Source organism: Streptomyces sp. NPDC050085 (assembly GCF_044460595.1).
Taxonomy (GTDB): domain Bacteria; phylum Actinomycetota; class Actinomycetes; order Streptomycetales; family Streptomycetaceae; genus Streptomyces.
In genome coordinates, this window is the sequence record NZ_JBITJZ010000003.1 from 413,044 (window position 1) to 434,965 (window position 21,922).

The window sequence follows — 21,922 nt, forward strand, 5'->3', positions numbered from 1 at the left end:
CCGTGACGGCGCGCAAGATCGCATACTGGGCATATGCCGCCCCGCCTCACTCCCCCCGACTGGCTGGTCAGAACCCTCCGCCCGCAAAAGGCCCCGGTCCCCTGGGCGGCCGTGGCGCGGGCCGCGATCGCCATGGCCGCCCCCCTGGCGATCGGCCTGGCCGCAGGGCAACCCGCGTACGGCGCCCTCGCCTCGATGGGCGCCCTCAGCGGAGTCATCGGCGACACGGCGGACGCGTACCGCATGCGCATCTTCAACATCGCCGTCCCCCAGCTCTTCGGCGCGATCGGCGTCACCGTCGGCTCGCTGGTCCACGGCCACGGCTGGCTCGCGGTGGCGGCTGTCACGGCCGTCGCCCTCGCCTCCGGGATGATCTCCACGATCGGCGCGGTCGCCTCGGTCTCCGGGCTGCTGCTCCTGCTCAACTGCGTGGTGGGCGCGGGCCTTCCAATGCCGGGCGACTGGTGGCTGGCGCCGCTCCTGATGACGAGCGGCGGCGCGCTCGTGCTGCTCCTCGCGCTGCTCGCCTGGCCGCTGCGGGGCGGCGTGCCCGAGCGGGCCGCGGTGGCGGCGGCGTACCGCGGTGTCGCGCACCTCCTGGACGCGGCGGGCCAGGACCCCCTGACGTACGCCGAGACCCGCGCGGCCGTCACCCAGTCCCTCAACCAGTCCTACGACCTCGTGCTCGCCCGGCGGGCCCGCGCCCACGGCCGCAACCCCGAACTGGTGCGCCTGGTCAGCCAGTTGAACGCCGTCATCCCCATCGTGGAGGCCGCGCCCGCCGCGCACCAGTGCGGGGTGCCGCTGCCGTCGCAGGTCCCCGACGCCGTACGCGTACTCGCCGACGCCATCGCCTCCGGCAGGCCCGCCGAGCTCACCCCGCTGACGCTGCCCGAGCCCGACGGGGCCGCGTCGCGCGCCGTCGACCACGCGGTGCGGCACGCGGCGGAGGTCGCCGCGCGGACCGGGGACAGCGACTTCACGAACGTCGACGACCGGCTCGGCCGCCCCGCCGCGCTTCGCGTCCGCGCCCGCCGCGGCGTCCGCAACGTCCTGCTCTCCTCCGCCTCCTGGCGCTACGGCCTGCGGCTCGCGCTGTGCATCGGCATCGCCCAGGCCCTGGTGTCGATCGTCTCCGTCCCGCGCTCGTACTGGGTGGCGCTGACGATCACGTTCGTCATGAAGCCCGACTTCGGTTCCGTGTTCTCGCGGGCGGTGCTGCGTGCGCTCGGCACGGCGGTCGGGCTCGTCGTGGCGGCGGCCGTCCTCGCCGAAGTGCCCCTCGGCTGGTGGGACGTGCCGGTGATGATGCTGCTCGCGCCGCTCATCCCCGCGCTGACGCCGCGCGGTTACGCCTTCCAGACCGCGGCCATCACCCCGGTGATCCTGCTGCTCTCCGACATCCTCAACCACCAGGGCACGGCGCTGCTCTGGCCGCGCCTCCTCGACAGCCTCATGGGCTGCGGCATCGCGCTGGTCGCGGGCTACCTGCTGTGGCCGGAGAGCTGGCACACGCGGATCGGGGACCGGCTCGCCGACGCGGTGGCCGACACGGCGACGTACGTGGAGTGCGCGTTCGGGCCGACCGAGGACCCGGCCGGGCGGGCGCGGATGCGGCGGCGGCTCTACCGGGACCTGTCGGTGATCAGGGCCGAGTTCCAGCGGGCACTGACCGAGCCGCCGCCCACGGGGAGGCGGGCGGCGGCCTGGTGGCCCCTGGTCGTGGCGGTCGAACGCATCGTGGACGCGACGACCGCCGCGCGGGTGCGGGTCCGGCACGGTTCCCCCGCGCCGACTCCTCCGGAGGTCTCCCACGTGACCTCGCAGTTGCGGGAGTTGGCGCAGGGTTTGCGTGACTCGGTGGTGCTGGAGGAAGTGCGGGCCGATTTCAGCGGGGCGGGGTCCCAGGAGGGGGTCCTGGAACACGTCCGCCAGGAGGTTGCGGCCGCCCGTGCGATCGGCATCCGGGGAGGTCCGACCGCTGCGACGCCGACCGCGAGTTGAGTGGCCTTCTCGCGCAGCGGTCGGCAACGCACCGAGCTACCCGAGCTTGGCGCCGGCCTTCTCCAGCGCCTTGGCGAAACCGTTGGCCCAGAGGTAGTCGACCTGGCTGCGCTCGTTCGCGTCCGGGTACGGGTTCGTGCAGGACGGGCCCGGGCCGCCGCCCGACATCAGCTCACTGCACGGCCCCGAGTAGTGGTCCGGCAGCCCGAGGACGTGCCCCGTCTCGTGCGCCGCCACGCGCGTGGAGTCGTACTCCTGGTTCTGCGCGTAGTCCAGGAAGATGTAGCCGTTGCCGTGCCCGTCGGTGGAGGCGTAGGAACCGTTCGGGTCGTTGCCCTCGTAGTACGCGAAGTCGCCGCCGCCCGCGGACGCCTGGAGCTTCACGTTCGACACGGACGAGTTCCAGATGGAGGCGCTGTTCGCTATCTCCTGCTGGAAGCTGGGGGCGCCCGAGGCGTCGTACGTGATGGTGACCGACGCGGCACCGGGGTGCGCGGCACGCTTCTCGGCGACGGACTTCACGACCGCGTCGAAGAACGCCCGGTTGTTGGCGGCGTCCTCGGCGGAACCCGCGTAGTGGGCCCGCGCCGGGGCCTGCGCGGTGGCGGGTCCGGCCGCGAGCGCCGTGACGGTGAGCCCCGCGCCGAACGCGCACGCGAGGAGACGGATGACTGTGGGGGGTGGTGTCATGGTCATGTAAGAGAGTGTGGGGGCGCGCGGGACGCCTGGGAATGATGGCACTTGGCGATAACTCGGGCCTATCACCGAGGAGTTGGAACCCCGCAGGTGCGACGGAGGCGTACTGGTGCGCACCCCGGGACCGCCTTACGCTCGACGCCCATGGAGCTGGACGTGCGGCACCTGCGCGCCCTGTGCGCGATCGAGGACACCGGCAGCCTGCACAAGGCCGCCCGCCAACTGGGCATGACCCAGCCGTCGTTGAGCACCCAGCTGCGCCGCATCGAGGAGCACCTGGGCGGCCCCCTGTTCACGCGCGAGCGCACCGGCTGCCGCCCCACTCCGCTCGGCCGCGTCCTGCTCACCCGGGCCCGCCCGCTCGTCGACGGCCTGCGCAGCCTCGTCGAGGAGACCCGCGCGGCCGCCGCCGCCACGGCCGCGAGCCCCGGCCGGCTGCGCATCGGCTCCACCGCGAGCCGCGCCCTGCCGGGCTGGCTGCGCCGCCTGCGCACCGGGCCCACCGGGGAACCGACCCTGCGCGTGGACGTCTCCGCGCACGCCCTGCTCCGCCAGGTCGCCGAGGGCGGGCTCGACGTGGCGTTCGTGCACGAGGTCGAGGGCAGCCCGCTGCGGATACCGCCGGGGCTGACGTGCCGGGTCCTGGTCGAACGGGAGCCACAGTTCGTGTCCCTCGCCGTCGACCACCCGGCCGCGCGGCGCAGCGTCGTACGCCTCACCGACCTGGCCGGGGACCGGTGGATGGTCGACCCGACCGTGGACGGCGAGTGGGACGGGCTGCTGCGCGCCCTGCGCTCGGCGGGCCTGAGCCCCCGGGTCCTGCACGGCGACTACCTCACCGCCGCGTCCCTCGTCGCGACCGGCGAGGTCGTCGCCCTGTGCCAGCCCACGTCCCGGGGCCGCACCGACCTGGCGATCCGGCCGCTGGACGGCGACCCCGTGGGCGTACGCCTGCTGCTCGTCGCCCGTGACGAGGCGCTCCTCGACGCCGTACTGCCGGATCTGCACGCCGCGTACCGGGAGACCGTGCAGCAGGCCCCCGCCTATCGGGAGCACCTTGGTCCCGCCGGATTCGGGACCAAGGTCCAGGACCCGGCCTGACCTGCGGTTTTGCCCCATTTACAGGAGCGCGCCCTGGTGTGGGCACGGCTGTTACACGACGTACGGGCGACGCACACACAGCCGCTCTAACTTCATATCCGTTGGCACCGCAAAGGTGCACAGACAGGGACAAAGACTTCAGCACGAGCACCGAGCCACGAGGGAAGCACCATGCGCGCCACTCGACGTACCTTCCGCACCGCCGCCGTCACCACCGGCGCCATAGCCGCCCTGGCCGTCCCGGCCACCGCCGCCTTCGCCGACACGACGCCCGCGCCGCAGCCGGCCGCCGCGGGCGACCAGGACCAGACCCAGAACCAGGGCCAGAACGGCACCGACGACCAGGGCAACGACAACCAGGGTCAGGACCAGGGTCAGGGTCAGGACCAGGGTCAGGACCAGACGGATCCCCCCGTCCCCGGCGGCTGGGAGTCCAAGGGCACCACCGACCTCGGCGACGGCTGGTCCGCCGCCGTCCAGGTCAACGCATCGGCGCGGTCCGCCAAGGCCGACATCTCCCAGAACGGCGCGGTCAAGGGCAGCCTGGAGGCGTACGACGGGAGCAAGTCCACCAAGATCGGCGACTACACGTTCACACTGACCAGCGACGGCACCATCACCTCCAAGCAGGACGTGACGCCCCCGAAGCCGGGCGACTGGGAGTCCCTCGGCACCAAGGACCTCGGCAACGGCTGGACGGCCGACGTGAAGGTCAACGCATCGGCGCGCACCGCCAAGGCCGACATCTCCCGGAACGGCACGGTCAAGGGCCACCTCACCGCGTACATCGACAACGCCACGACGAAGATCGACGGCTACACGTTCACGCTGGCCGGCGACGGCACGATCACCGCGAAGCAGGACGTGACGCCCCCGAAGCCCCCGAAGCCGGGCGACTGGGTGTCCAAGGGCACCACGAAGTTCTCCGACGGCTGGTCGGCGAAGGTCGACGTGAACGCCTCCGCGCGCAGCGCCCGCGCCGAGATCTCCCACAACGGCACGGTCAAGGGCAAGCTCGAGACCTACAACGGCAGCAAGTCGACCAAGCTCGAGAACTACACCTTCACGCTCTCCAGCGACGGCACCATCAAGGCCAAGAAGGACGCCCCGAAGCCGACCCCCGCCAAGCGCGTGTACGTCAAGTCGGTGAAGCTGGCGGACGGTTCGATCGCCAAGGTCTACAAGCTGGGCACCTGCCACTACCAGGCCGACATCTACGGCCACGGCACGAAGTACGACACCCTCGACGCCAACAACAAGACCGCGTACGGCCAGCACAACGGCCTGCACGTCGCCCTCAAGTCCAACGGCACGGTCACGTCCTGGCTCGACGGCTCCGGCAAGCACGACCAGAACCAGCACCAGAACCAGCAGCAGAACAAGAAGACCGCCCCGGTCGCCCCGCACTCGAACGGCGACCGCACGCTGCCGCGGGGCGGCGTCAAGGCGGGCGCGGAGAACGTCTCGGCGAACACGTCCGGCTCCGGCTCCGACAACACCCCGCTGATCGCGGCGGGCGCCGGTGCGGCCGCGGTGGCCGCGGCGGGTCTGGGCTTCACGGTCTACCGCCGCAAGCACAACAACTGACGTCGCCGCAGCTGACGTAACAGCTCAATACGGCCATACGGCAAGGCTGTTGGGGCGCCCTCGGGGGACGCCCCAACAGCCTTGCCGTACGTGGCTGTCCAGGGCGGCTAACCTTACGTGTCCGCCCTGGCCAGGGGTTCCAGGGACGTTCAGGGACCAACTCATGCGGAAGGTTGCGCACATGGGCATTCTGGATCTGCTGCGGAACGCGTTCGGGCGGTCCCGTAAAAAGGACCCGGAGTCCGCCCCCGCGGCGGAGCCGGACGTCACGCTCCCGGCACCGTCCCCGGAGCCGGTGCCGACCGCGTCCACGGGCGACCGCAAGGTGCCCGCGCCGGCCAAGGGCGCCGCGGACGACCTGGTGGCGGCGGCCTTCGACAACGTGACGGTCCCGAAGCCGTCGAGCCCGGTGGGCGGCGAGCACCTCGGGGCGGATTCCGACGCCCCGCAGGCACAGGCGGAAACCGAGGCGGAGGCGGCACCCGAGGCGGACGTCGAGGCCTCGACGCAGGCCGAGGCCGAGATCCCGGCGCAGGCCGAAGCGGAAGCACCCGCCGAGGCCGAGACCCCCGCCCCGGCCGAGGCCGAGATCCCGGCGCAGGCGGCGGCTCCCGCCGAGACGGCCGCCGAGACGGAGACCGCGGCCCCGGCCCCGGCCCCGGCCCCGGCTGAGACCGAAGCAGAGACCCCGGCGGAGCCCGAGGCCGAGCCCGAGCCCGTCGTGGCCGCCGCCCAGGCCGAGCCCGAAGCCGAGGCAGAGACCCTGGCGAAGCCGAAGGCCAAGGCCCGGCCCAAGGCCAAGCCGAAGGCCGAGACCGCCGCCCCGGTCCCGGCTGAGGCCGAAGCGGAACCGGAAGCGACCCCCGAGGCCGAAGCCGAGACCCCGGCGAAGCCCGAGGCCGGAGCCGAGACCCCGGCGAAGCCCGAGACCGAGGCCGAGCCCGTCGTGGCCGCCGCCGAGGCCGAGCCCGAAGCGGAAGCCGAGACCCCGGCGAAGCCCAAGGCCAAGGCCCGCCCCAAGGCCAAGGCCAAGGCCGAGCCGAAGGCCGAGCCGGAGCCCGAGCCCGAGCTCGTCGTGGCCGACGCCGAAGCCGCCGCCCCGGTCACCGGCGAAGGCCCCAAGACCCCGGCCCACACCGCCGCCCGCGTGAAGACCCGCGCCCCGGGTCTCGTCGCCGCACACAAGGCCGCCGGTGCCGCGCTCAAGAAGCGGGAGCTCACCGGGGCCCGCGCCACGGTGTACCTGGTCCTCGACCGCTCCGGGTCCATGCGCGCGTACTACAAGGACGGCTCGGCGGCAGCGCTCGCCGAGCAGACCCTGGCCCTCGCCGCCCACCTGGACGACCGCGAGACCCCGACCGTGCACACCGTCTTCTTCTCGACGGACATCGACGCGACCGGCGACCTCACCCTGGACACGGACGGGTACGAGGGCAAGATCGACGAGTGGCACGCGGCGGCCGGCCGGATGGGCCGCACCAGCTACCACCGCGCGATCGAGGAGGTCGTCGCCCACCACGAGAAGTCCGCGGACCCGACGGCCCCGGCCCTGGTCGTGTTCCAGACGGACGGCCCGCCGGACGTGCAGCGCCCGGCGAACGACGCCCTCGCGAAGGCGGCGAGCCACCCGATCCACTTCCAGTTCGTGGCGTTCGGCGACCCGGAGGCCAAGGGCTTCGACTACCTGCGCAAGCTCAAGGCCGACAACGCGGGCTACTTCCACGCGGGCCCGACCCCGCGCGAGCTGACCGACGCCGAGCTGTACGCGGGTCTGCTGGAGACCTGGCGCCCGTAAGCCCGAACGCGTCACACCCGAAAAGCCAGGCACGTGCCCCGTGGCCGTCCGCGCAGTAAAACTCCGCGCGGGCGGCCACCCCGTGTCGGCTACGATTTCTAGATTCCACCGGCGGCAGGACCACGCGCCGCCCACGTCACAACCCGGGAGCAGCCCCCGATGGCTCGACACCTCATCACCAGCGCCCTTCCGTACATCAACGGGATCAAGCACCTGGGCAACATGGTGGGGTCCATGCTCCCGGCCGACGTCTACGCCCGTTACCTGCGCCAGACCGGCCACGACGTGCTGTACATCTGCGCGACGGACGAGCACGGCACCCCCGCCGAACTCGCGGCCAAGGAGCAGGGCATCCCGGTCGCCGAGTTCTGCGCGCAGGCGCACGACGCGCAGAAGGCGGTCTACGACGGCTTCCAGCTGGCCTTCGACCACTTCGGCCGCAGCTCGTCGCAGCAGAACGCGGAGATCACCCAGCACTTCGCTCGCAAGCTGAACGAGAACGGCTTCATCGAGGAGCGCGCCATCCGCCAGGTGTATTCGCCTGCCGACGGCCGCTTCCTCCCCGACCGCTACGTCGAGGGCACCTGCCCCCACTGCGGCTACGACAAGGCCCGCGGCGACCAGTGCGAGAACTGCACGCGCGTGCTCGACCCCACCGACCTGATCAACCCGCGCTCCGCGATCTCCGGCTCCACCGAGCTCGAGGTCCGCGAGACCAAGCACCTGTTCCTGCTCCAGTCGAAGCTGCAGGTCGAGGTCGAGGCGTGGATCGACGAGGTCGCCGACGAGTGGCCGCAGCTCGCGTCCTCCATCGCCCGCAAGTGGCTGACCGAGGGCCTGAACGACCGGGCGATCACGCGTGACCTGGACTGGGGCGTCCCCGTCCCGGCCGACACGTGGCCGGAGCTCGCGGCCGACGGCAAGGTCTTCTACGTGTGGTTCGACGCCCCGATCGAGTACATCGGGTCGACGAAGGAGTGGGCCGACCAGGACCCTGAGAACCGCGACTGGAAGTCCTGGTGGTACGAGCCCGCCGGCGCCTCCGACGTCCGGTACACGGAGTTCATGGCGAAGGACAACGTCCCGTTCCACTCCGTGATGTTCCCGGCCACCGAGATGGGTGTCCGCGAGCCGTGGAAGAAGGTCGACTACCTCAAGGCCTTCAACTGGCTGACGTACTACGGCGGGAAGTTCTCCACGTCGCAGAAGCGCGGCGTCTTCACCGACCAGGCCCTCGCGATCCTCCCGGCCGACTACTGGCGCTACTTCCTCATCGCGAACGCCCCCGAGTCGGACGACTCGTCGTTCACCTGGGAGCACTTCACGGCGACGGTGAACAAGGACCTGGCCGACACCCTCGGCAACTTCGTCAACCGCGTCCTGTCCTTCTCCCGCAAGCGCTTCGGCGACGACGTCCCGGCGGGCGGCGAGCCGGGCGAGGCGGAGACCAGGCTCGGTCAGGAGATCTCCCGCCTGCTCGCCGAGTACGAGGAGCAGATGGAGGCCCTCCAGTTCCGCAAGGCCGCGGCCGCGCTGCGCGCCCTGTGGTCCGCGGGCAACTCCTACCTGGAGGAGAAGGCCCCCTGGCTGGAGATCAAGACGAACCCGGAGGGCGCCGCCCTGACCCTCCGTACGGCGATGAACCTGATCCACCTGTACTCGGTGGTCTCCGAGCCGTTCATCCCGGCGTCCGCGGCCGCGATGCGCGCCGCGTTCGACCTGCCGGGCGACGACGCCACGTGGGTCACGGCCGAGCAGGCCACGGCCCTGACGACGGTCCCGGCCGGTACGCCGTTCACCGTCCCGCCGGTCCTCTTCGCCAAGATCACGGACGAGGACCTGGAGTCGTACAAGGAGCGCTTCGGCGGCGAGCCCGCCGCCTGAAAGCACCCTCTGTGAGCGGGCTCAGGCGTCGCGTCGCCTGAGCACCGCCCAGCCCAGCACCAGTGCCCCGCCCGCATAGGCGGCGAGGACGGCGATGCCCGTCCAGGGGGCGAGCGGCGCCGTACCGGTGCCGCTCGTCGTCTGGACGGCGAGGCCCGCCGTCATCGGGGAGACCTTCTGGACCCGGTGCAGCGCGTGCTCCGGCATCTTGATGATCAGCGTGGCGAGATAGGGCCCGTACAGCAGCGCCATCACCGCCCCGACGGCCGCCGCCGCGTGCCGCACCACCAGCGCCACGCCCACGCTCAGGAGCGCGACCAGCAGCAGATAGACGACGGTGCCGAGCGCCGCCCGCCACAACGCGGCGGAGGACAGCGGCAGTTGAGGGAAGCCCCCGTCGCCTCCCTCACCTCCCTCGCCTCCCTCCCTGCCCGACAGGACGGTGCGGCCCGCCGCCAGGGAGCCGAGCACCGCGGGGAGCGCGGCGGCGAGCACCGCCGCCACCGTCACCGCCGCCTTCGCCACGAACACCGTGGTGCGCCGCGGGTTCGCCGCGAGGGTCGTACGGATCATGCGCGGGTACTCGCTCGAGACCACGGCGATCGCGACGAGCGCGGCACCCGTCTGCGCCAGGTACACCCCGGACAGGGACAGCGCGGTCGGCGCGAGGACCCCCGACTGGCCCTTCCCGGCGCTCGCCGCGATCAGCGCGGTGAACGCCACCATCGCCCCGGTCAGGGACACCACCGTCCACAACTGCCCGGGTACGGTCCGGAGTTTGGTCCACTCCCCGTGGATCGCCCGCCGGACTCCCATGGCCGTCATGCGTCCCGCCCGGTGAGCCGCCACCGCGCCGCCCCGAGCACCAGGGCCACGTACAGGCAGAGCACCCCGAAGCCCGCCCACGGCGTGATGACGGTGTCGAGGAGCCGGTGGGTCTGCTGGACCGCGAGGCCTGCCGTCGGCGTGGCCCGGCCGACGAAGTCGCTGAACCCGATGGACGTGCTCTGCGCGACGATCGGCAGCACCACGAACGTGACGATCATCAGGACCACGGCCGGCACAGCGCGCCGCAGCAGCGCCCCGACGCCCAGGCTCAGCACGGCGGCCAGGGCGAGGAACGCCGCGCTGCCGACGATCGCCCGCATCGTGGCCGGGTCGGTGAGCGAGAGCTCGGGGAAGAGCGGCGGGGCGAAGCCGTTGTCGCGCAGGGCGGGACGCGCGACGAAGAACTCCGCGACGCTCGCGACCAGGCCCACGACGAAGACCGTCGCGCCGAGGACCAGCGCCTTCGCGGCGAGCACCCGGCCGCGCCGCGGACTCGCGGTGAACGTGGTGCGCACGGTCCCGGTCTTGTACTCGGACGTGATGAACAGGACGCCCAGGGCGATCACCGCGATCGTGGCGATCTGGATGCCGTCGTCGAGGGCCATCTTGACCAGGTCGGGCTGCCCGCCGAGCTGTCCGACGCCCCCCATGCCGAGGCCGCCCAGGTCACCGCTGCCGGTGATCGTGAAGGTGCCGTCGTGCTCGCGGAAGGGCTGCGGGCCGGCGACGGGGTCGGCCATCTCGCCCTTCTTCACGGCCTGCTCGATGTCCGTCTGCCGCCAGGCGCCGGCCGTGGCCTGCGCGGGGAAGGTCACGTGGTCGAAGTCGGCCCTGCCGAGGGTGGCCACGGGGTGCATGCGCAGGTCGCCGGGGCCCACGCGCTCCTCCTTGCCGTCGATCGGCGACGTGACGAAGAGGCCCGCCTCGGCGGTCCGCGGCAGCCCGGCGACGGTCAGCGTGCCGACCTCGTGCCAGGTCCGGCCGTCGGCGGACTCGTAGCCGGTGACCCGGTCCCCGGCCCGCACGAGCCGCAGCCAGCGCGGGGCGTCCGAGCTGCTGGAGCCGGTCAGTTCGTGCGTCCCGTCGGCCATCATCCGCACGCCGTGCTCCGGCGTCACCATCAAGGCGGCGTACGAGGATCCGCTCGCGGTGCCGTCCTTCAGGAGCAGCCCCGCCTTCGCCCAGCCGGCGCTGTTCCGCTGCGCGGCGACGCGCACGGTGAAGGTGCCGTCGCCCGTGGCCGTGCGGTGCACGAACGACGAGCTGTCGTACTCCTTCGGACCGCCGTAACTGAACTGGCTGCCGTTCGCCGACGCGAAGGTCAGCAGCAGGCTGAGCACGAGCAGGGCGAGCAGCGCGAGGGGAGTGCTGCGGACGCTGCGCAGCTTGGTCCACTCGGCGCGCAGGGCACGCACCATGGGCGACTTCATGCCCCCGCCTCCTGACTGGTGAACTCGGCGGCGGCGCCGGTGAGTTCCATGTACGCCTCCTCCAACGTGGCCCGGTGCCGGGTGAGTTCGGAGAACGCGATGCCGTGCGCGCCGAGCCGGGCGACGATCTCCTCGGCGGCCAGACCGGTGACGGTGAGCGCATCGGGCCCGGTCACGGCGACGGTCGCGTCGCCGCCCGCGAGGACCGCCAGGGCCTCGGCGCGCCGGCTGGTGCGCAGGGCGACGCGCTCGCCGGACGCCTCGTCGAGCAGCGCGGCGACGTCGGTGTCGGCGAGCAGCCGCCCCCGGCCGATCACGATGACGTGGTCCGCGGTGTCCTGCAGCTCGCTCATCAGATGCGACGAGACGAGGACCGTACGCCCTTCTGCGGCAAGGGACTTGAGGAAGCGCCTGATCCACTGGACGCCCTCGGGGTCGAGCCCGTTGACCGGCTCGTCGAGGATCAGCACGGGCGGGTCGCCGAGCAGCGCGGCCGCGATGCCGAGCCGCTGGCGCATGCCGAGGGAGAAGCCGCCCGCGCGCTTCTTCGCGGCGGAGGCGAGGCCGACCTGGTCGAGGACGAGGTCGACGCGGCGGCTCGGCAGCCCGTTGTAGTGGGCGAGCCAGAGCAGGTGGTCGCGGGCCCGGCGGCCCGGGTGCAGCGCCTCGCAGTCGAGCAGCGCGCCGACGGTGGACAGCGGGTCGGCGAGCCGGGTGTACTCCCGCCCGCCGATGAGCGCGGCCCCGCTGTCGGGCCGGTCGAGCCCGAGCATCATCCGCAGCGTCGTCGACTTCCCGGCCCCGTTGGGCCCGATGAACCCGGTCACCCGCCCGGCCTCGACGGTGAAACTGAGCTCGTCCACGGCCGTGGTGGCCCCGTACCGCTTGCACAGCCCGCGGGCCTCGATCGTCATGTCGGTCATGCCAGTTGACGTTAGGGACCGGGCGGCGGTCAGGCGTCCCGCCCGGGCGTGGTCTCCGGGGGGACCCCCTCCCCCCGCAGGGGGACGCCCGCCGCGTCGCGCCCCGCCGATAATGGCCGCCATGACCGGGACCCGGACCGCGGCACGGGCGCGGGCGCAGCGCGTGGCGAGCGCCCGCGACCTGCCGCTGCTCGCCGCCACGGCCCTGTCCCTCGCCGCTCTCGCCGAGGTCACCGGGCAGGGCCGCGACCCGGCCCCCGAACTCCCCGGACTCCTCGCCCTCGCGCTGGGCGCGAGCGCCCCCCTCGCCTTCGTCCGCTCCCAGCTCCTCCTGACCGCCACGGCCCTCACCGCGGCCGCGCTGCTCGCTCCCCTCACGTACGGGCAGACGCTGTACGCGGGCCTGCCGGCCCTCGCCGCCGCCCTGTACCTGGTGGGGCGGCGCGGTCCTGGCCGCACCGCCGTCCTGTTCGCCGTGCCCTTCACCGCGTACGCGCTCACGGACGGCAGCGGCCCCTACGGCGTCGTCCTCCTCGCGGGCGCCGCGGCCGCGCTCACCGCGGGCGGCGCCCGGCGCGCGAAGGCCGAGGCGGCCCGTCGCTCCGCCGCCGACTGGGCGTACGCGGACACGGCCCTCGCCCATGCGGCGCTCGGCGAACGGGCCCGTATCGCACGGGAGTTGCACGACATCGTCGCCCATCACATCTCGACGATCTCCGTCCAGGCGGAGACCGCCCGCTACACCACCCCCGGCCTCAGCGACCAGGGCGCCGCGTCGTTCCTGGCGATCGGCGACACGGCCCGGCTCGCCCTCACCGAGATGCGCCGGCTGCTCGGCGTGCTGCGCGAGGACGTGCCCGAGGCCACCGCCGTGCCGCGGGCCCCGCAGCCCGGACTCGACCAGCTGCTGGCCCTCGTCGACGAGGCCCGGACGACGGCCGGCGGCGCGGTCCGGCTCCTCGTGCGCGGCCCGGTGCGGGCCCTCGAACCGGGCCTGGAGCTGACCGCGTACCGCATCGTGCAGGAAGCCCTGACGAACGCCCGCCGTCATGCACCCGGCGTCGCGGTGGACGTCGAACTCCATTACACGGAGGACGAGTTGACCCTGCGTATACGCGACTGCGGCCCCGGCGGGGGCGCATCGGAGGCGGCGGCGGGCCACGGCCTGCTCGGCATGCGCGAACGCGCCGCCATGGCGGGTGGCTCCCTGCACGCGGGCCCGGCGCCTGCGGGCGGCTTCCTGGTCGAGGCGTCCCTGCCGGTCAAGGGCCCGGCCGCATGACCGCCATCCGGATCGTCGTCGCCGACGACCAGGACGTCGTACGCGCGGGATTCGGCGCCCTCCTCGACAGCCAGCAGGACTTCACGGTCGTCGGCAGCGCGTCCGGCGGCGCCGACGCGGTCCGCGTCTGCCGCGAGGTCCGCCCCGACCTCGCCCTGATGGACGTCCGCATGCCCGGCATGGACGGCATCGAGGCCACCCGCCGCATCACCCGCGACCTGCCCGCCACCCGCATCGTGATGCTGACGACGTTCGACCTCGACGAGTACGTGTACGACGCGCTCGCCGCCGGGGCCAGCGGCTTCCTGCTCAAGGACATGCAGGCCGAGCGGCTCTTCGAGGCGGTGCGGGTGGTGGCGGCGGGCGAGGCGCTGCTCGCGCCGACGGTCACCCGGCGGCTGATCGCGGAGTTTGCCCGGCTGCGGCCGCGTGCGACGCCCCAACAGGCCCAGCCGATCGACGCGTTGACCCCGCGCGAGCGCGAAGTGCTGCGGCTGATCGCCGAGGGCCTGTCCAATCAGGAGATCGCGGCCCGCCTCGTCGTCGGCGGCGAGACGGTCAAGACCCACGTCAGCCGCGTCCTTGCCAAGCTGGGCGTCCGCGACCGGGCGCAGGCGGTGGTGGCGGCGTACGAGTCGGGGCTCGTGGTGCCGCGCTCCGGCCGGGAGGCGGCACCTTAGCGGCGTCAGTGCAGGATCTCGGCCCGCGCCCGCTCGTCCGGCGTGCCGATGTCCGAGTAGCGGACCGTGCCCCGAGCGTCGGCGAAATCACCGGTGCCGCCGGTGATGGCCATGTCGAGCGGACCCCTGCCCCCGGTCTTCCAGAGCGACTGCATGGTCAGGGAGCCGCGCTCCGTCTCCAGCGTGAGCAGGCACTGCGTCGTGGCGGCGGTTCCCTCGACGCGCACGACCTGACACGTACCGCCGCCGCGCCCGACGTCACGGCCGTCCTGCACGGCAATGCCGGAGTAGACGTTCGTATCACCCAGGCTCGGGCCCGCCGGGCCGACGTCGAGGGCCTCGTGCTGGTCGTAGCGCACCGCCAGGTCGAGGACCTCGACCCGGCTCTTCGCCGAGGTGCCGGCGTCTGCGCTTCCTCCCACGCCGATGCCGATGACAGCGGTCACCAGCGATACGGCGAAGAGTCTGGTGAACTTTCCAGTGGCCATGACAGGTCTCCTCACGGTGACGTCCGTGTGCGAACCATGCGAATCGTGCGGACAACTCGACGCTATGGCTTGCGAGTTATAGCGTCCAAGACCCATTTCGCCATGCCGTCATGACCCCGGAGGCATGAGTGGTCCGGGCTCTGAGCAGTCCTCCGGTGACACCGCTCTGGTCGTAGATGGTGTCCTCGGTGAGCGTCGTGCCGGTACCGGCCCGGGAGGCGGCGGTTCTCGCCGGGCGGGGCGGGCGTTACTGCGATCAGATGATCGATGGCAGTAACGCGCCGTGTGTGCGACCCGGAACGGGCCCCGGGTCCCACTCTGAGTGCGTGACGAGAAGACAAGCCGCGGTCCTGGTCCTGGCCCTGATCGGGATGCTGATCTGCTCCGGCCCGCCGGGCGCGACCGCCGACGCCCCCGACCCCGCGACCAAGGCCGGCAGGGCGACCGGTCTGCGGCTGACCCTGGCCGCGCGCGTCTGCGACGACTACACCGACATCATGGCCAACGTACTCAGGGACAACAACTCGCAGTCCCTGCGCGACCTCGGCAAGGACTCCGTCTACACGGCGGGCCAGCCGGTCGACCCGGCGATCGAGGAAGCCAACGACCCCAACTGCCGTCCGCTGCCGGGCTGGAGGTTCACGCTCGGCAGGGGCATCAGCAGCGACGTCGACGGCCTGTCCACGGTGGTGCCCAGCGACTCCGGGGTGCAGCCGGTCACCGAGGCGTCCACCCCGCTCCTCGACGACCAGGGCGACCCGACCGGCGACACCCTGGCGGGCGCCGTCACCGTCGCGCTCGGCCCCACCGACACCACCGTCGCCCAGAACCGCCGTCTGCAGATCCAGGGCGGCACCCCCACCGACCCGCTGAACACGGCGGACTTCGGCGACAAGTACGCCTTCGGCGCGCTGCGCTGCGCGGTGGACAACCAGAAGAACGACAACGTCGACCGGGCCGCGTACCCGACCGGCGTCCAGCACGTCTTCTGCTTCTACTACACGGTCACCCCGAACCCGGGCGCGGGCCGGATCGTCGTCCGCAAGGAGGTCAGGAACAGCACCGCCGACCAGACCTTCGACTACAGCGGGAACATCTCGTACACCGCGGACAAGAGTTTCGCGCTCGACGTGACGGGCGGGGCCGCCGCCGAGACGTCGTTCCGCCGGGCCGCCACCAAGGGCTCGGGCGACACGCCCTGGTCGTTCGCCGAGACCGCGCCGTCCGGCTGGACGCTGACGGACCTGAACTGCGCCTCGCAGTCCGGTTCCAGTACGAGTACGACCACGGCGGCGGGCAAGGCCACCGTCGACCTGGCCAAGGGCGACACCGTCACGTGTACGTACACCAACGCGCCCAGTGACACGGTCGCCCCGCTGACCCTGCTCAAGCGGACGGAGGGCGGCACGGGCGGCCCGTTCGCGTTCTCGGCGAAGGACACGTCCGGGACCACTACCGACTTCGGCACGGTGTCGACCTCGGCCGTCGGCACCGCCGCCGAGGTGGACCACCGTCAGGTGGCCCTCGGCACGCAGACGGTGACCGAACAACTGCCGTCCGACGACTGGGAGTTCGTGTCGGCGCAGTGTGACGGCAGCCCGGTGACGGCAACGCCGTCGGGCCGGTCGGTGTCGTTCCCGGTGGACGTCACCGCGGCGGGCGCGGTCTGTACGGTCACCAACCGCTATGCGCCGCAGCCGTCTCCGACACCGACACCGACACCGACACCGACCTCGTCCCCCGCACCCACGCCGACGCCCACCCCGTCGTCGCCCGCGGGCACGCCGCGGCCCACGCCGACGGCCGTCCCCGGCCCCCCGCTCGCCGAGACGGGCGCGCCCTTCCCGACCGCGACCGTGCTCCTCACCCTGGCCCTGCTCGCGTCCGGCACCGCCCTGGTCACCCTGGCGCGCAGGCTGCGCTGATCCGCGTACGACAGCAGGAAGGGCCCGGAACCGACGGACGGTTCCGGGCCCTTCCCGGTGAGCGACCGTGGTCGCTACTTCTTCTCGACCGGCTTGCGCAGCTGGATGTTGAGCTCGCGCAGACGCGACTCGTCCAGCTCCGTCGGGGCGCCCATCATCAGGTCCTGCGCGTTGCCGTTCAGCGGGAACGCGATGGTCTCCCGGATGTTCGGCTCGTCGGCGAGGAGCATGACGATGCGGTCGACGCCCGGGGCGATCCCGCCGTGCGGCGGGGCGCCGAAGCGGAACGCGCGGAGCATGCCCGCGAACTCGGCCTCGACCACGTCCGCCTCGTAGCCCGCGATCTCGAAGGCCTTGAGCATGATGTCGGGCTCGTGGTTACGAATGGCGCCGGAGGACAGCTCGATGCCGTTGCAGACGATGTCGTACTGCCAGGCCAGGATGTCGAGCGGGTCCTTCTCCTCCAGGTCCTGCATGCCGCCCTGCGGCATGGAGAACGGGTTGTGGGAGAAGTCGATCTTGCCGGTCTCCTCGTCCTTCTCGTACATCGGGAAGTCGACGATCCAGCAGAAGCGGAAGACGCCCTCTTCGAAGTGCCCGGCGCGCTTGGCGGCCTCGACGCGGACGGCGCCCATGATCTTGGAGACCTCGTCGAACTCGCCCGCGCCGAAGAACACGGCGTGACCGGCCTTCAGGCCGAGGCGCTCGGTGAGGACCTTGACGTTCTCCTCGGTGAGGAACTTGGCGATCGGGCCCGCGAACGCGCCGTCCTCGCCCACGCGGATCCAGGCCAGGCCCTTGGCGCCCTGCTCGACCGCGTAGTCACCGAGGCCGTCGAAGAACTTGCGGGACTGCGAGGCCGTGTCCGGCACGGGCAGCGCGCGCACGTGCTTGCCGGCGAACGCCTTGAACTCGGAGCCCTCGAAGACGTCGGTGATGTCGACGAGCTCGAGCTTGGCGCGCAGGTCCGGCTTGTCGTTGCCGTACTTCAGCATCGACTCGCGGAACGGGATGCGCGGGAACGGGCTGGTGACCTCGCGGCCGCCGCCGAACTCCGTGAACAGCTCCGTCATGAGCTTCTCGATGGGCTGGAAGACGTCTTCCTGCTCCACGAAGCTCATCTCGACGTCGAGCTGGTAGAACTCGCCCGGCGAGCGGTCCGCGCGCGCGTCCTCGTCGCGGAAGCACGGCGCGATCTGGAAGTAGCGGTCGAAGCCCGAGATCATCAGCAGCTGCTTGAACTGCTGCGGGGCCTGCGGCAGCGCGTAGAACTTGCCCGGGTTCAGACGGGACGGGACGACGAAGTCGCGCGCGCCCTCGGGGGAGGTCGCGGTGAGGATCGGCGTCGCCATCTCGTTGAAGCCGAGGGCGACCATCTTCGAGCGGATCGAGGCGATCACGGCGGAGCGCAGCATGATGTTGCGGTGCATGCGCTCGCGGCGCAGGTCGAGGAAGCGGTACTCCAGGCGCCGCTCCTCGTTCACGCCGTCGTCCGCGTTGATCGTGAAGGGGATCTGCTGGGCCGCGCCCAGGACCTCGACCTCGGCGGCCTCGATCTCGATCTCGCCGGTGGGCAGCTCCGCGTTCACGTTGTCCGCGCCGCGGGAGACGACCTTGCCGTCCACGCGGACGACGGTCTCCTTGGTGAGCTTGTCGAGGACCTCGGCGGCCTTCGTGCCCGGGCGGGCGACGAGCTGCGTGATGCCGTAGTGGTCGCGCAGATCGATGAAGAGGATGCCGCCCAGGTCTCGGCGATTGTGCAGCCAGCCGCTCAGCCGGACGTCGCTGCCGACGTCAGAGGCGCGGAGCTCGCCGCAGGTGTGGGACCTGTACCGATGCATCGTCGTTCATCCAGCCTTTGCATTTTTGGGGTTCCCGGGGAGACAACCCGGATCTCCCCAAGGGTACCGGCCGCCCCAAGATCGCTCCGCTCACAGTCTCGGTGGCCGTTCCCGATCACCTCTTCTTAGAGTGGGGCCATGCACACCGGTGAGCCCCTCCCTCCGGTGGAGGACGTCCTCGCCGCTCTCGCGACCGGCCTGTGGCGCTGGGACAACCGGGCGGGCCTGGTCACTTTCGACCCCGAGGCCGCCCGGCTCCTCGGCCTGCCCAACCCCGGCGGAGGCACGGTCACCCTGACCGAGGCCGGGGTGCGGGCCCGTTTCCACCCGGTCGACTGGAACGAGGTGGACGGCATCGTGCAGCTCGCCGTCGCCGAGGGCACCGTCGCCGAGGCCCGGCTGCGCATCATGGACGACCAGGGCCACGTCGTGCGGACGGTACGCAGCCGCTCCCGGCCCGTGGTGCACGGCGACGCCCCCGGCTCGTACGAGCTGATCGGCACCCTCCAGGAAGTCACCGAGCCCCATCCGCAGACCGCGTCCCGCACCCCGGTGACCGGCGACTGGCGCCGCTCGCGCGAGGCGTTCCTGCTGGATGCGGGCCGCGCCCTGGCGGAGGCCACCTCGACGCAGGAGGTCCTGCGGGTCGCGGCCGGCCTGTCGATGCCGGGGTTCTCGCCGGACGGGCTCGCGGTCTTCGGCGTCGCGGGCGACCGGCTCACCGTCATCGGCCACCACGGGCACAAGGCCGGCTCGGAGGGCCCCTTCACGGACATGGACCTGGCGACGGACTATCCGGCGGCCGAGGTCGTACGGGGCGGGCGCGCGGTCTATCTCTCGTCGCCGGAGGAGTACCGCACCCGCTATCCGGCGGCCTGGCCGCTGGCCGCCCGGTTCAAGCGGCAGTCGTGGGCGTTCCTGCCGCTGGTCGTCGCGGGCCGCACGATCGGCGCGTGGATGGCGGGCTTCGCCTACCCGGTGTCGTTCACGCCCGACGAGCGCTCGGTCCTGACGACGGTCGCGCGGATGCTGGCCCAGGCCCTCTCCCGGGCCGGGGTCGCCGAGTCGGAGCGGGAGCTCACCGACGGCCTGCAGAAGTCGATGCTGCCCACGCTCGGCCCGGAGATCCCCGGCATGAGCATCGCCGCCCGCTACGTGCCGACCGGCGGCGGCCTCCAGGTCGGCGGCGACTGGTACGACATGATCCCGCTGCCCTCCGGCCGCATCGCGCTCGTCATCGGCGACGTCCAGGGGCACGACGTGCGGGCCGCGGGCCTGATGGGGCAGCTGCGCATCGCCCTGCGCGCGTACGCCTCCGAAGGGCACCGCCCCGACGCGGTCCTCTCCCGCGCCTCCCGCTTCCTGTACGGGATCACGGAGCACGCAGACGACACCGCCAACACTGCCACCACCTCCGGCACCGTCGACGACATGGGCGCACGCTTCGCGACCTGTCTGTACGTCGAGGCCGACCCGGCGACCGGCGTCCTGGAGATCGCCCGCGCCGGACACCCCGACCCCGCGATACGCATGGCCGACGGCACCGTCCTGATGCGGCCCACCGCCGGCGGACTGCCGCTCGGCATCGACCCGGACGCGGACTACCCGACGACCCGGCTCGCCCTGGAGCCCGGCGAGACGCTGCTGCTGTGCACCGACGGCCTGATCGAGACGGGCGGGCACGATCTCGACACCGGCTGGTCGCGGGTCCGTACGACGCTGGAGTCGGCCGCCGCCGAGAAGCTGGAGGAGCTGGCCGACGCCCTCGTCCAAGCCGTGCACGGGCCCTCCTCGCACCACACCACGGGCCCGCTCGCCGACCGCCGCGAGGACGACATAGCCCTGGTGCTGCTGCGGCGGACGACGGGCAGCACCCCCGCCACGGCCCGCCGCACCGCCATGACCATCGCGCAGGCCGAGCCGGAGCGGATCGCCGCCGCCCGCCAGCAGCTGCGCGAGCTGCTGCACGACTGGGCCGACGACGACCAGATCGACTCGGCGGTGCTCCTCGTCTCCGAGATGGTCACGAACGTCCTCGTGCACACCGACGGCGACGCCCTCCTGGTCGCCGAGGTGACCCGCGCCGCCGACGGACCGCGCCGGATGCGGGTCGAGGTCGCGGACGCCTCGGACGATCTGCCGCACAAGCGCAGACCCGGTGAACTCGCCTCGTCGGGGCGCGGGTTGGTGCTCATGGACCTGCTCGCCGAGCGCTGGGGCGTGGACCCGCAGGGCGAGGGCAAGAGCACCTGGTTCGAGCTCTACGAGCCGGTGGCCCCGGAGTGCCCGGAGTCCCCGGACGCTGTTTCACGTGAAACGGGATCGGAAGCCGCGCCTCCGTCCGCGTAACGCGTCCTGAGCTCCCCGAGGATCCCGAACGCGGCCGCCACCAGTGGCACCGCGAGCAGCATCCCGAGGACGCCCGCGACGGACGCGCCCGCGGTGATCGCCAGCATCACCATCGCCGGATGCATCTGCACGGTCCGCGACTGGATCATCGGCTGCAGGATGTGCCCCTCCAGCTGCTGCACGGCGAGGATCACGCCGAGCGTCCACAGGGCGATGACCAGGCCCCGGTCGGCGAGGGCGACGAGGACGGCGACGGCGCCGGAGAGGGTGGCGCCGAGGTAGGGGATGTAGGCGCCGACGAAGACGAGGGCGCCCAGGCCCACCGCGCCCGGCACACGCAGGATCAGCAGCCCCACGGTGATGCAGATCGCGTCGATGAGCGCGATGAAGGTCGTGCCCCGCATGAACCCGGAGATCGCCTCGAAGGCGCGGCGCCCCATGGCCTCGACGACCTCGCCCGCGCCGCGCGGCGCGACCGCGTGGGCGAGGCCCACGGCCCGGTCGGAGTCCTTGAGGAAGAAGAAGGTCAGCAGCAGCGCGAGCACGCTGGTGGCGAGCAGCGAGCCGAGCACGGACAGGCCGGTCAGCACCCCGCTGGCCAGGTTGGAACCCCACTTCTCGAGCAGGCTCTTGGCGTTGTCGGCGGCGTTGCCGAGGTCACCGGCCTCCGTGATCCCGAAGTGCTCGCGGATCCAGTTCCCGGCGTCCTGCACCGAGTCGACGATCTGGTCCCCGCTGTCGATGAGGGCCGTGACCACGATGTATCCGGCGCCGCCGACGACGGCGACGAGCGCGACGCAGGTCAGTCCGGCGGCGAGGGCGCGGGGCGCCTTCATCTTGATCAGCCAGTCGAAGACCGGCGCGAGCAGTGCGGTGCCGAGCAGGGCGAGCAGCACGGGCGTGACGGCCGACTTGAAGATGACGACGAGCCAGATCGCCACGGCCGCGACCCCGGCGACGAGCAGCGCCACGGCACACCACGCGGCGGTGCGGCGGGCGGGTTCGGGGAGGAGCTGCTTACCGGTCTGCACGCCTTCAGGCCATCACGCGCGCGTGGCCCCGACCTTCCGGGCGGGGCCACGCGGGTGACGCAGGGTCAGCGCCCGCGG

16 protein-coding genes are annotated in these 21,922 nt (G+C 72.4%); 9 read left to right on the top strand and 7 right to left on the bottom strand.

All coding sequences use genetic code 11. The annotated features are described in order from the left end of the window. Nucleotides 1-33 precede the first annotated feature (33 nt). On the top strand, nt 34-2,004 hold the full coding sequence (locus tag ACIBUY_RS14330) for an FUSC family protein (protein WP_399152713.1): 1,971 nt from the start codon (nt 34-36) through the stop codon (nt 2,002-2,004). A 36-nt stretch (nt 2,005-2,040) separates the two neighbouring features. On the opposite strand, the gene snpA is transcribed toward ACIBUY_RS14330, so the two are convergent. After that, the gene (gene snpA, locus ACIBUY_RS14335; protein WP_365565230.1) at nt 2,041-2,694 is read right to left on the bottom strand and encodes a snapalysin; all 654 of its coding nucleotides are present in this window, start codon (nt 2,692-2,694) and stop codon (nt 2,041-2,043) included. 150 nt (nt 2,695-2,844) lie between these two features. On the opposite strand from snpA, the gene ACIBUY_RS14340 reads away from it, so the two are divergent. The 4 genes from ACIBUY_RS14340 (at nt 2,845) to metG (ending at nt 9,067) form a co-directional block, all read left to right on the top strand. Continuing rightward, on the top strand, nt 2,845-3,801 hold the full coding sequence (locus tag ACIBUY_RS14340; protein ID WP_365565170.1) for a LysR family transcriptional regulator: 957 nt from the start codon (nt 2,845-2,847) through the stop codon (nt 3,799-3,801). A gap of 171 nt (nt 3,802-3,972) precedes the next feature. After that, nucleotides 3,973-5,388 carry a hypothetical protein gene (locus tag ACIBUY_RS14345; RefSeq protein ID WP_399152714.1) on the top strand — a complete coding sequence of 472 codons (1,416 nt, stop codon included), beginning with the start codon at nt 3,973-3,975 and terminating at the stop codon, nt 5,386-5,388. 181 nt (nt 5,389-5,569) lie between these two features. Continuing rightward, the gene (locus ACIBUY_RS14350; RefSeq protein ID WP_399152715.1) at nt 5,570-7,183 is read left to right on the top strand and encodes a VWA domain-containing protein; all 1,614 of its coding nucleotides are present in this window, start codon (nt 5,570-5,572) and stop codon (nt 7,181-7,183) included. A gap of 159 nt (nt 7,184-7,342) precedes the next feature. Continuing rightward, nucleotides 7,343-9,067: a methionine--tRNA ligase gene (gene metG, locus ACIBUY_RS14355; protein ID WP_399152716.1), complete on the top strand. Its 1,725-nt coding sequence runs from the start codon at nt 7,343-7,345 to the stop codon at nt 9,065-9,067. 21 nt (nt 9,068-9,088) lie between these two features. On the opposite strand, the gene ACIBUY_RS14360 is transcribed toward metG, so the two are convergent. The 3 genes from ACIBUY_RS14360 to ACIBUY_RS14370 are packed head-to-tail and all read right to left on the bottom strand — an operon-like array spanning nt 9,089 to nt 12,248. Further along, entirely contained in the window at nt 9,089-9,892 is an 804-nt protein-coding gene (locus tag ACIBUY_RS14360; protein ID WP_399152717.1) for a hypothetical protein, read from the bottom strand. Further along, on the bottom strand, nt 9,889-11,325 hold the full coding sequence (locus ACIBUY_RS14365) for a hypothetical protein (protein WP_399152718.1): 1,437 nt from the start codon (nt 11,323-11,325) through the stop codon (nt 9,889-9,891). Before ACIBUY_RS14365 ends, ACIBUY_RS14360 begins: the two co-directional genes overlap by 4 nt. Further along, nucleotides 11,322-12,248, bottom strand: a complete 927-nt coding sequence (locus ACIBUY_RS14370; RefSeq protein ID WP_365565185.1) for an ABC transporter ATP-binding protein — start codon at nt 12,246-12,248, stop codon at nt 11,322-11,324. The genes ACIBUY_RS14365 and ACIBUY_RS14370 overlap by 4 nt, the downstream gene beginning before the upstream one ends. A 121-nt stretch (nt 12,249-12,369) precedes the next feature. Here ACIBUY_RS14370 and ACIBUY_RS14375 point away from each other — a divergent pair, with 121 nt between their 5' ends. Both ACIBUY_RS14375 and ACIBUY_RS14380 read left to right on the top strand, forming a co-directional pair. Beyond that, complete coding sequence (locus ACIBUY_RS14375; RefSeq protein ID WP_365565188.1) at nt 12,370-13,530, top strand: histidine kinase; 1,161 nt, start codon at nt 12,370-12,372, stop codon at nt 13,528-13,530. After that, nucleotides 13,527-14,210 carry a response regulator transcription factor gene (locus ACIBUY_RS14380; RefSeq protein WP_365565190.1) on the top strand — a complete coding sequence of 228 codons (684 nt, stop codon included), beginning with the start codon at nt 13,527-13,529 and terminating at the stop codon, nt 14,208-14,210. Before ACIBUY_RS14375 ends, ACIBUY_RS14380 begins: the two co-directional genes overlap by 4 nt. A 5-nt stretch (nt 14,211-14,215) precedes the next feature. On the opposite strand, the gene ACIBUY_RS14385 is transcribed toward ACIBUY_RS14380, so the two are convergent. Then, nucleotides 14,216-14,698 (bottom strand): hypothetical protein, encoded by a 483-nt coding sequence (locus ACIBUY_RS14385; RefSeq protein WP_399152719.1) that lies wholly within the window; start codon nt 14,696-14,698, stop codon nt 14,216-14,218. 326 nt (nt 14,699-15,024) lie between these two features. Between ACIBUY_RS14385 and ACIBUY_RS14390 the strand changes: the two genes are divergently transcribed. Beyond that, on the top strand, nt 15,025-16,623 hold the full coding sequence (locus ACIBUY_RS14390; RefSeq protein ID WP_399152720.1) for a hypothetical protein: 1,599 nt from the start codon (nt 15,025-15,027) through the stop codon (nt 16,621-16,623). Between the two features lie 74 nt (nt 16,624-16,697). Here ACIBUY_RS14390 and aspS read toward each other — a convergent pair whose 3' ends face one another. Next, nucleotides 16,698-18,464, bottom strand: coding sequence for an aspartate--tRNA ligase (gene aspS, locus ACIBUY_RS14395; RefSeq protein ID WP_365565198.1), 1,767 nt, complete (start codon nt 18,462-18,464; stop codon nt 16,698-16,700). Between the two features lie 138 nt (nt 18,465-18,602). Between aspS and ACIBUY_RS14400 the strand changes: the two genes are divergently transcribed. After that, a complete protein-coding gene (locus tag ACIBUY_RS14400; protein WP_399152721.1) occupies nt 18,603-20,813 on the top strand; it encodes a SpoIIE family protein phosphatase in 2,211 nt (736 codons plus the stop codon). On the opposite strand, the gene ACIBUY_RS14405 is transcribed toward ACIBUY_RS14400, so the two are convergent. Next, complete coding sequence (locus ACIBUY_RS14405) at nt 20,726-21,844, bottom strand: AI-2E family transporter (RefSeq protein WP_365565203.1); 1,119 nt, start codon at nt 21,842-21,844, stop codon at nt 20,726-20,728. The genes ACIBUY_RS14400 and ACIBUY_RS14405 overlap by 88 nt on opposite strands. Nucleotides 21,845-21,922 lie beyond the last annotated feature (78 nt).

Coding starts and splice junctions, on each gene's coding strand:
- ACIBUY_RS14330 (WP_399152713.1), top strand. CDS start 34: ATGCCGCCCCGCCTCACTCCCCCCGACTGGCTGGTCAGAACCCTCCGC.
- snpA (WP_365565230.1), bottom strand. CDS start 2,694: ATGACACCACCCCCCACAGTCATCCGTCTCCTCGCGTGCGCGTTCGGC.
- ACIBUY_RS14340 (WP_365565170.1), top strand. CDS start 2,845: ATGGAGCTGGACGTGCGGCACCTGCGCGCCCTGTGCGCGATCGAGGAC.
- ACIBUY_RS14345 (WP_399152714.1), top strand. CDS start 3,973: ATGCGCGCCACTCGACGTACCTTCCGCACCGCCGCCGTCACCACCGGC.
- ACIBUY_RS14350 (WP_399152715.1), top strand. CDS start 5,570: ATGGGCATTCTGGATCTGCTGCGGAACGCGTTCGGGCGGTCCCGTAAA.
- metG (WP_399152716.1), top strand. CDS start 7,343: ATGGCTCGACACCTCATCACCAGCGCCCTTCCGTACATCAACGGGATC.
- ACIBUY_RS14360 (WP_399152717.1), bottom strand. CDS start 9,892: ATGACGGCCATGGGAGTCCGGCGGGCGATCCACGGGGAGTGGACCAAA.
- ACIBUY_RS14365 (WP_399152718.1), bottom strand. CDS start 11,325: ATGAAGTCGCCCATGGTGCGTGCCCTGCGCGCCGAGTGGACCAAGCTG.
- ACIBUY_RS14370 (WP_365565185.1), bottom strand. CDS start 12,248: ATGACCGACATGACGATCGAGGCCCGCGGGCTGTGCAAGCGGTACGGG.
- ACIBUY_RS14375 (WP_365565188.1), top strand. CDS start 12,370: ATGACCGGGACCCGGACCGCGGCACGGGCGCGGGCGCAGCGCGTGGCG.
- ACIBUY_RS14380 (WP_365565190.1), top strand. CDS start 13,527: ATGACCGCCATCCGGATCGTCGTCGCCGACGACCAGGACGTCGTACGC.
- ACIBUY_RS14385 (WP_399152719.1), bottom strand. CDS start 14,698: ATGGCCACTGGAAAGTTCACCAGACTCTTCGCCGTATCGCTGGTGACC.
- aspS (WP_365565198.1), bottom strand. CDS start 18,464: ATGCATCGGTACAGGTCCCACACCTGCGGCGAGCTCCGCGCCTCTGAC.
- ACIBUY_RS14400 (WP_399152721.1), top strand. CDS start 18,603: ATGCACACCGGTGAGCCCCTCCCTCCGGTGGAGGACGTCCTCGCCGCT.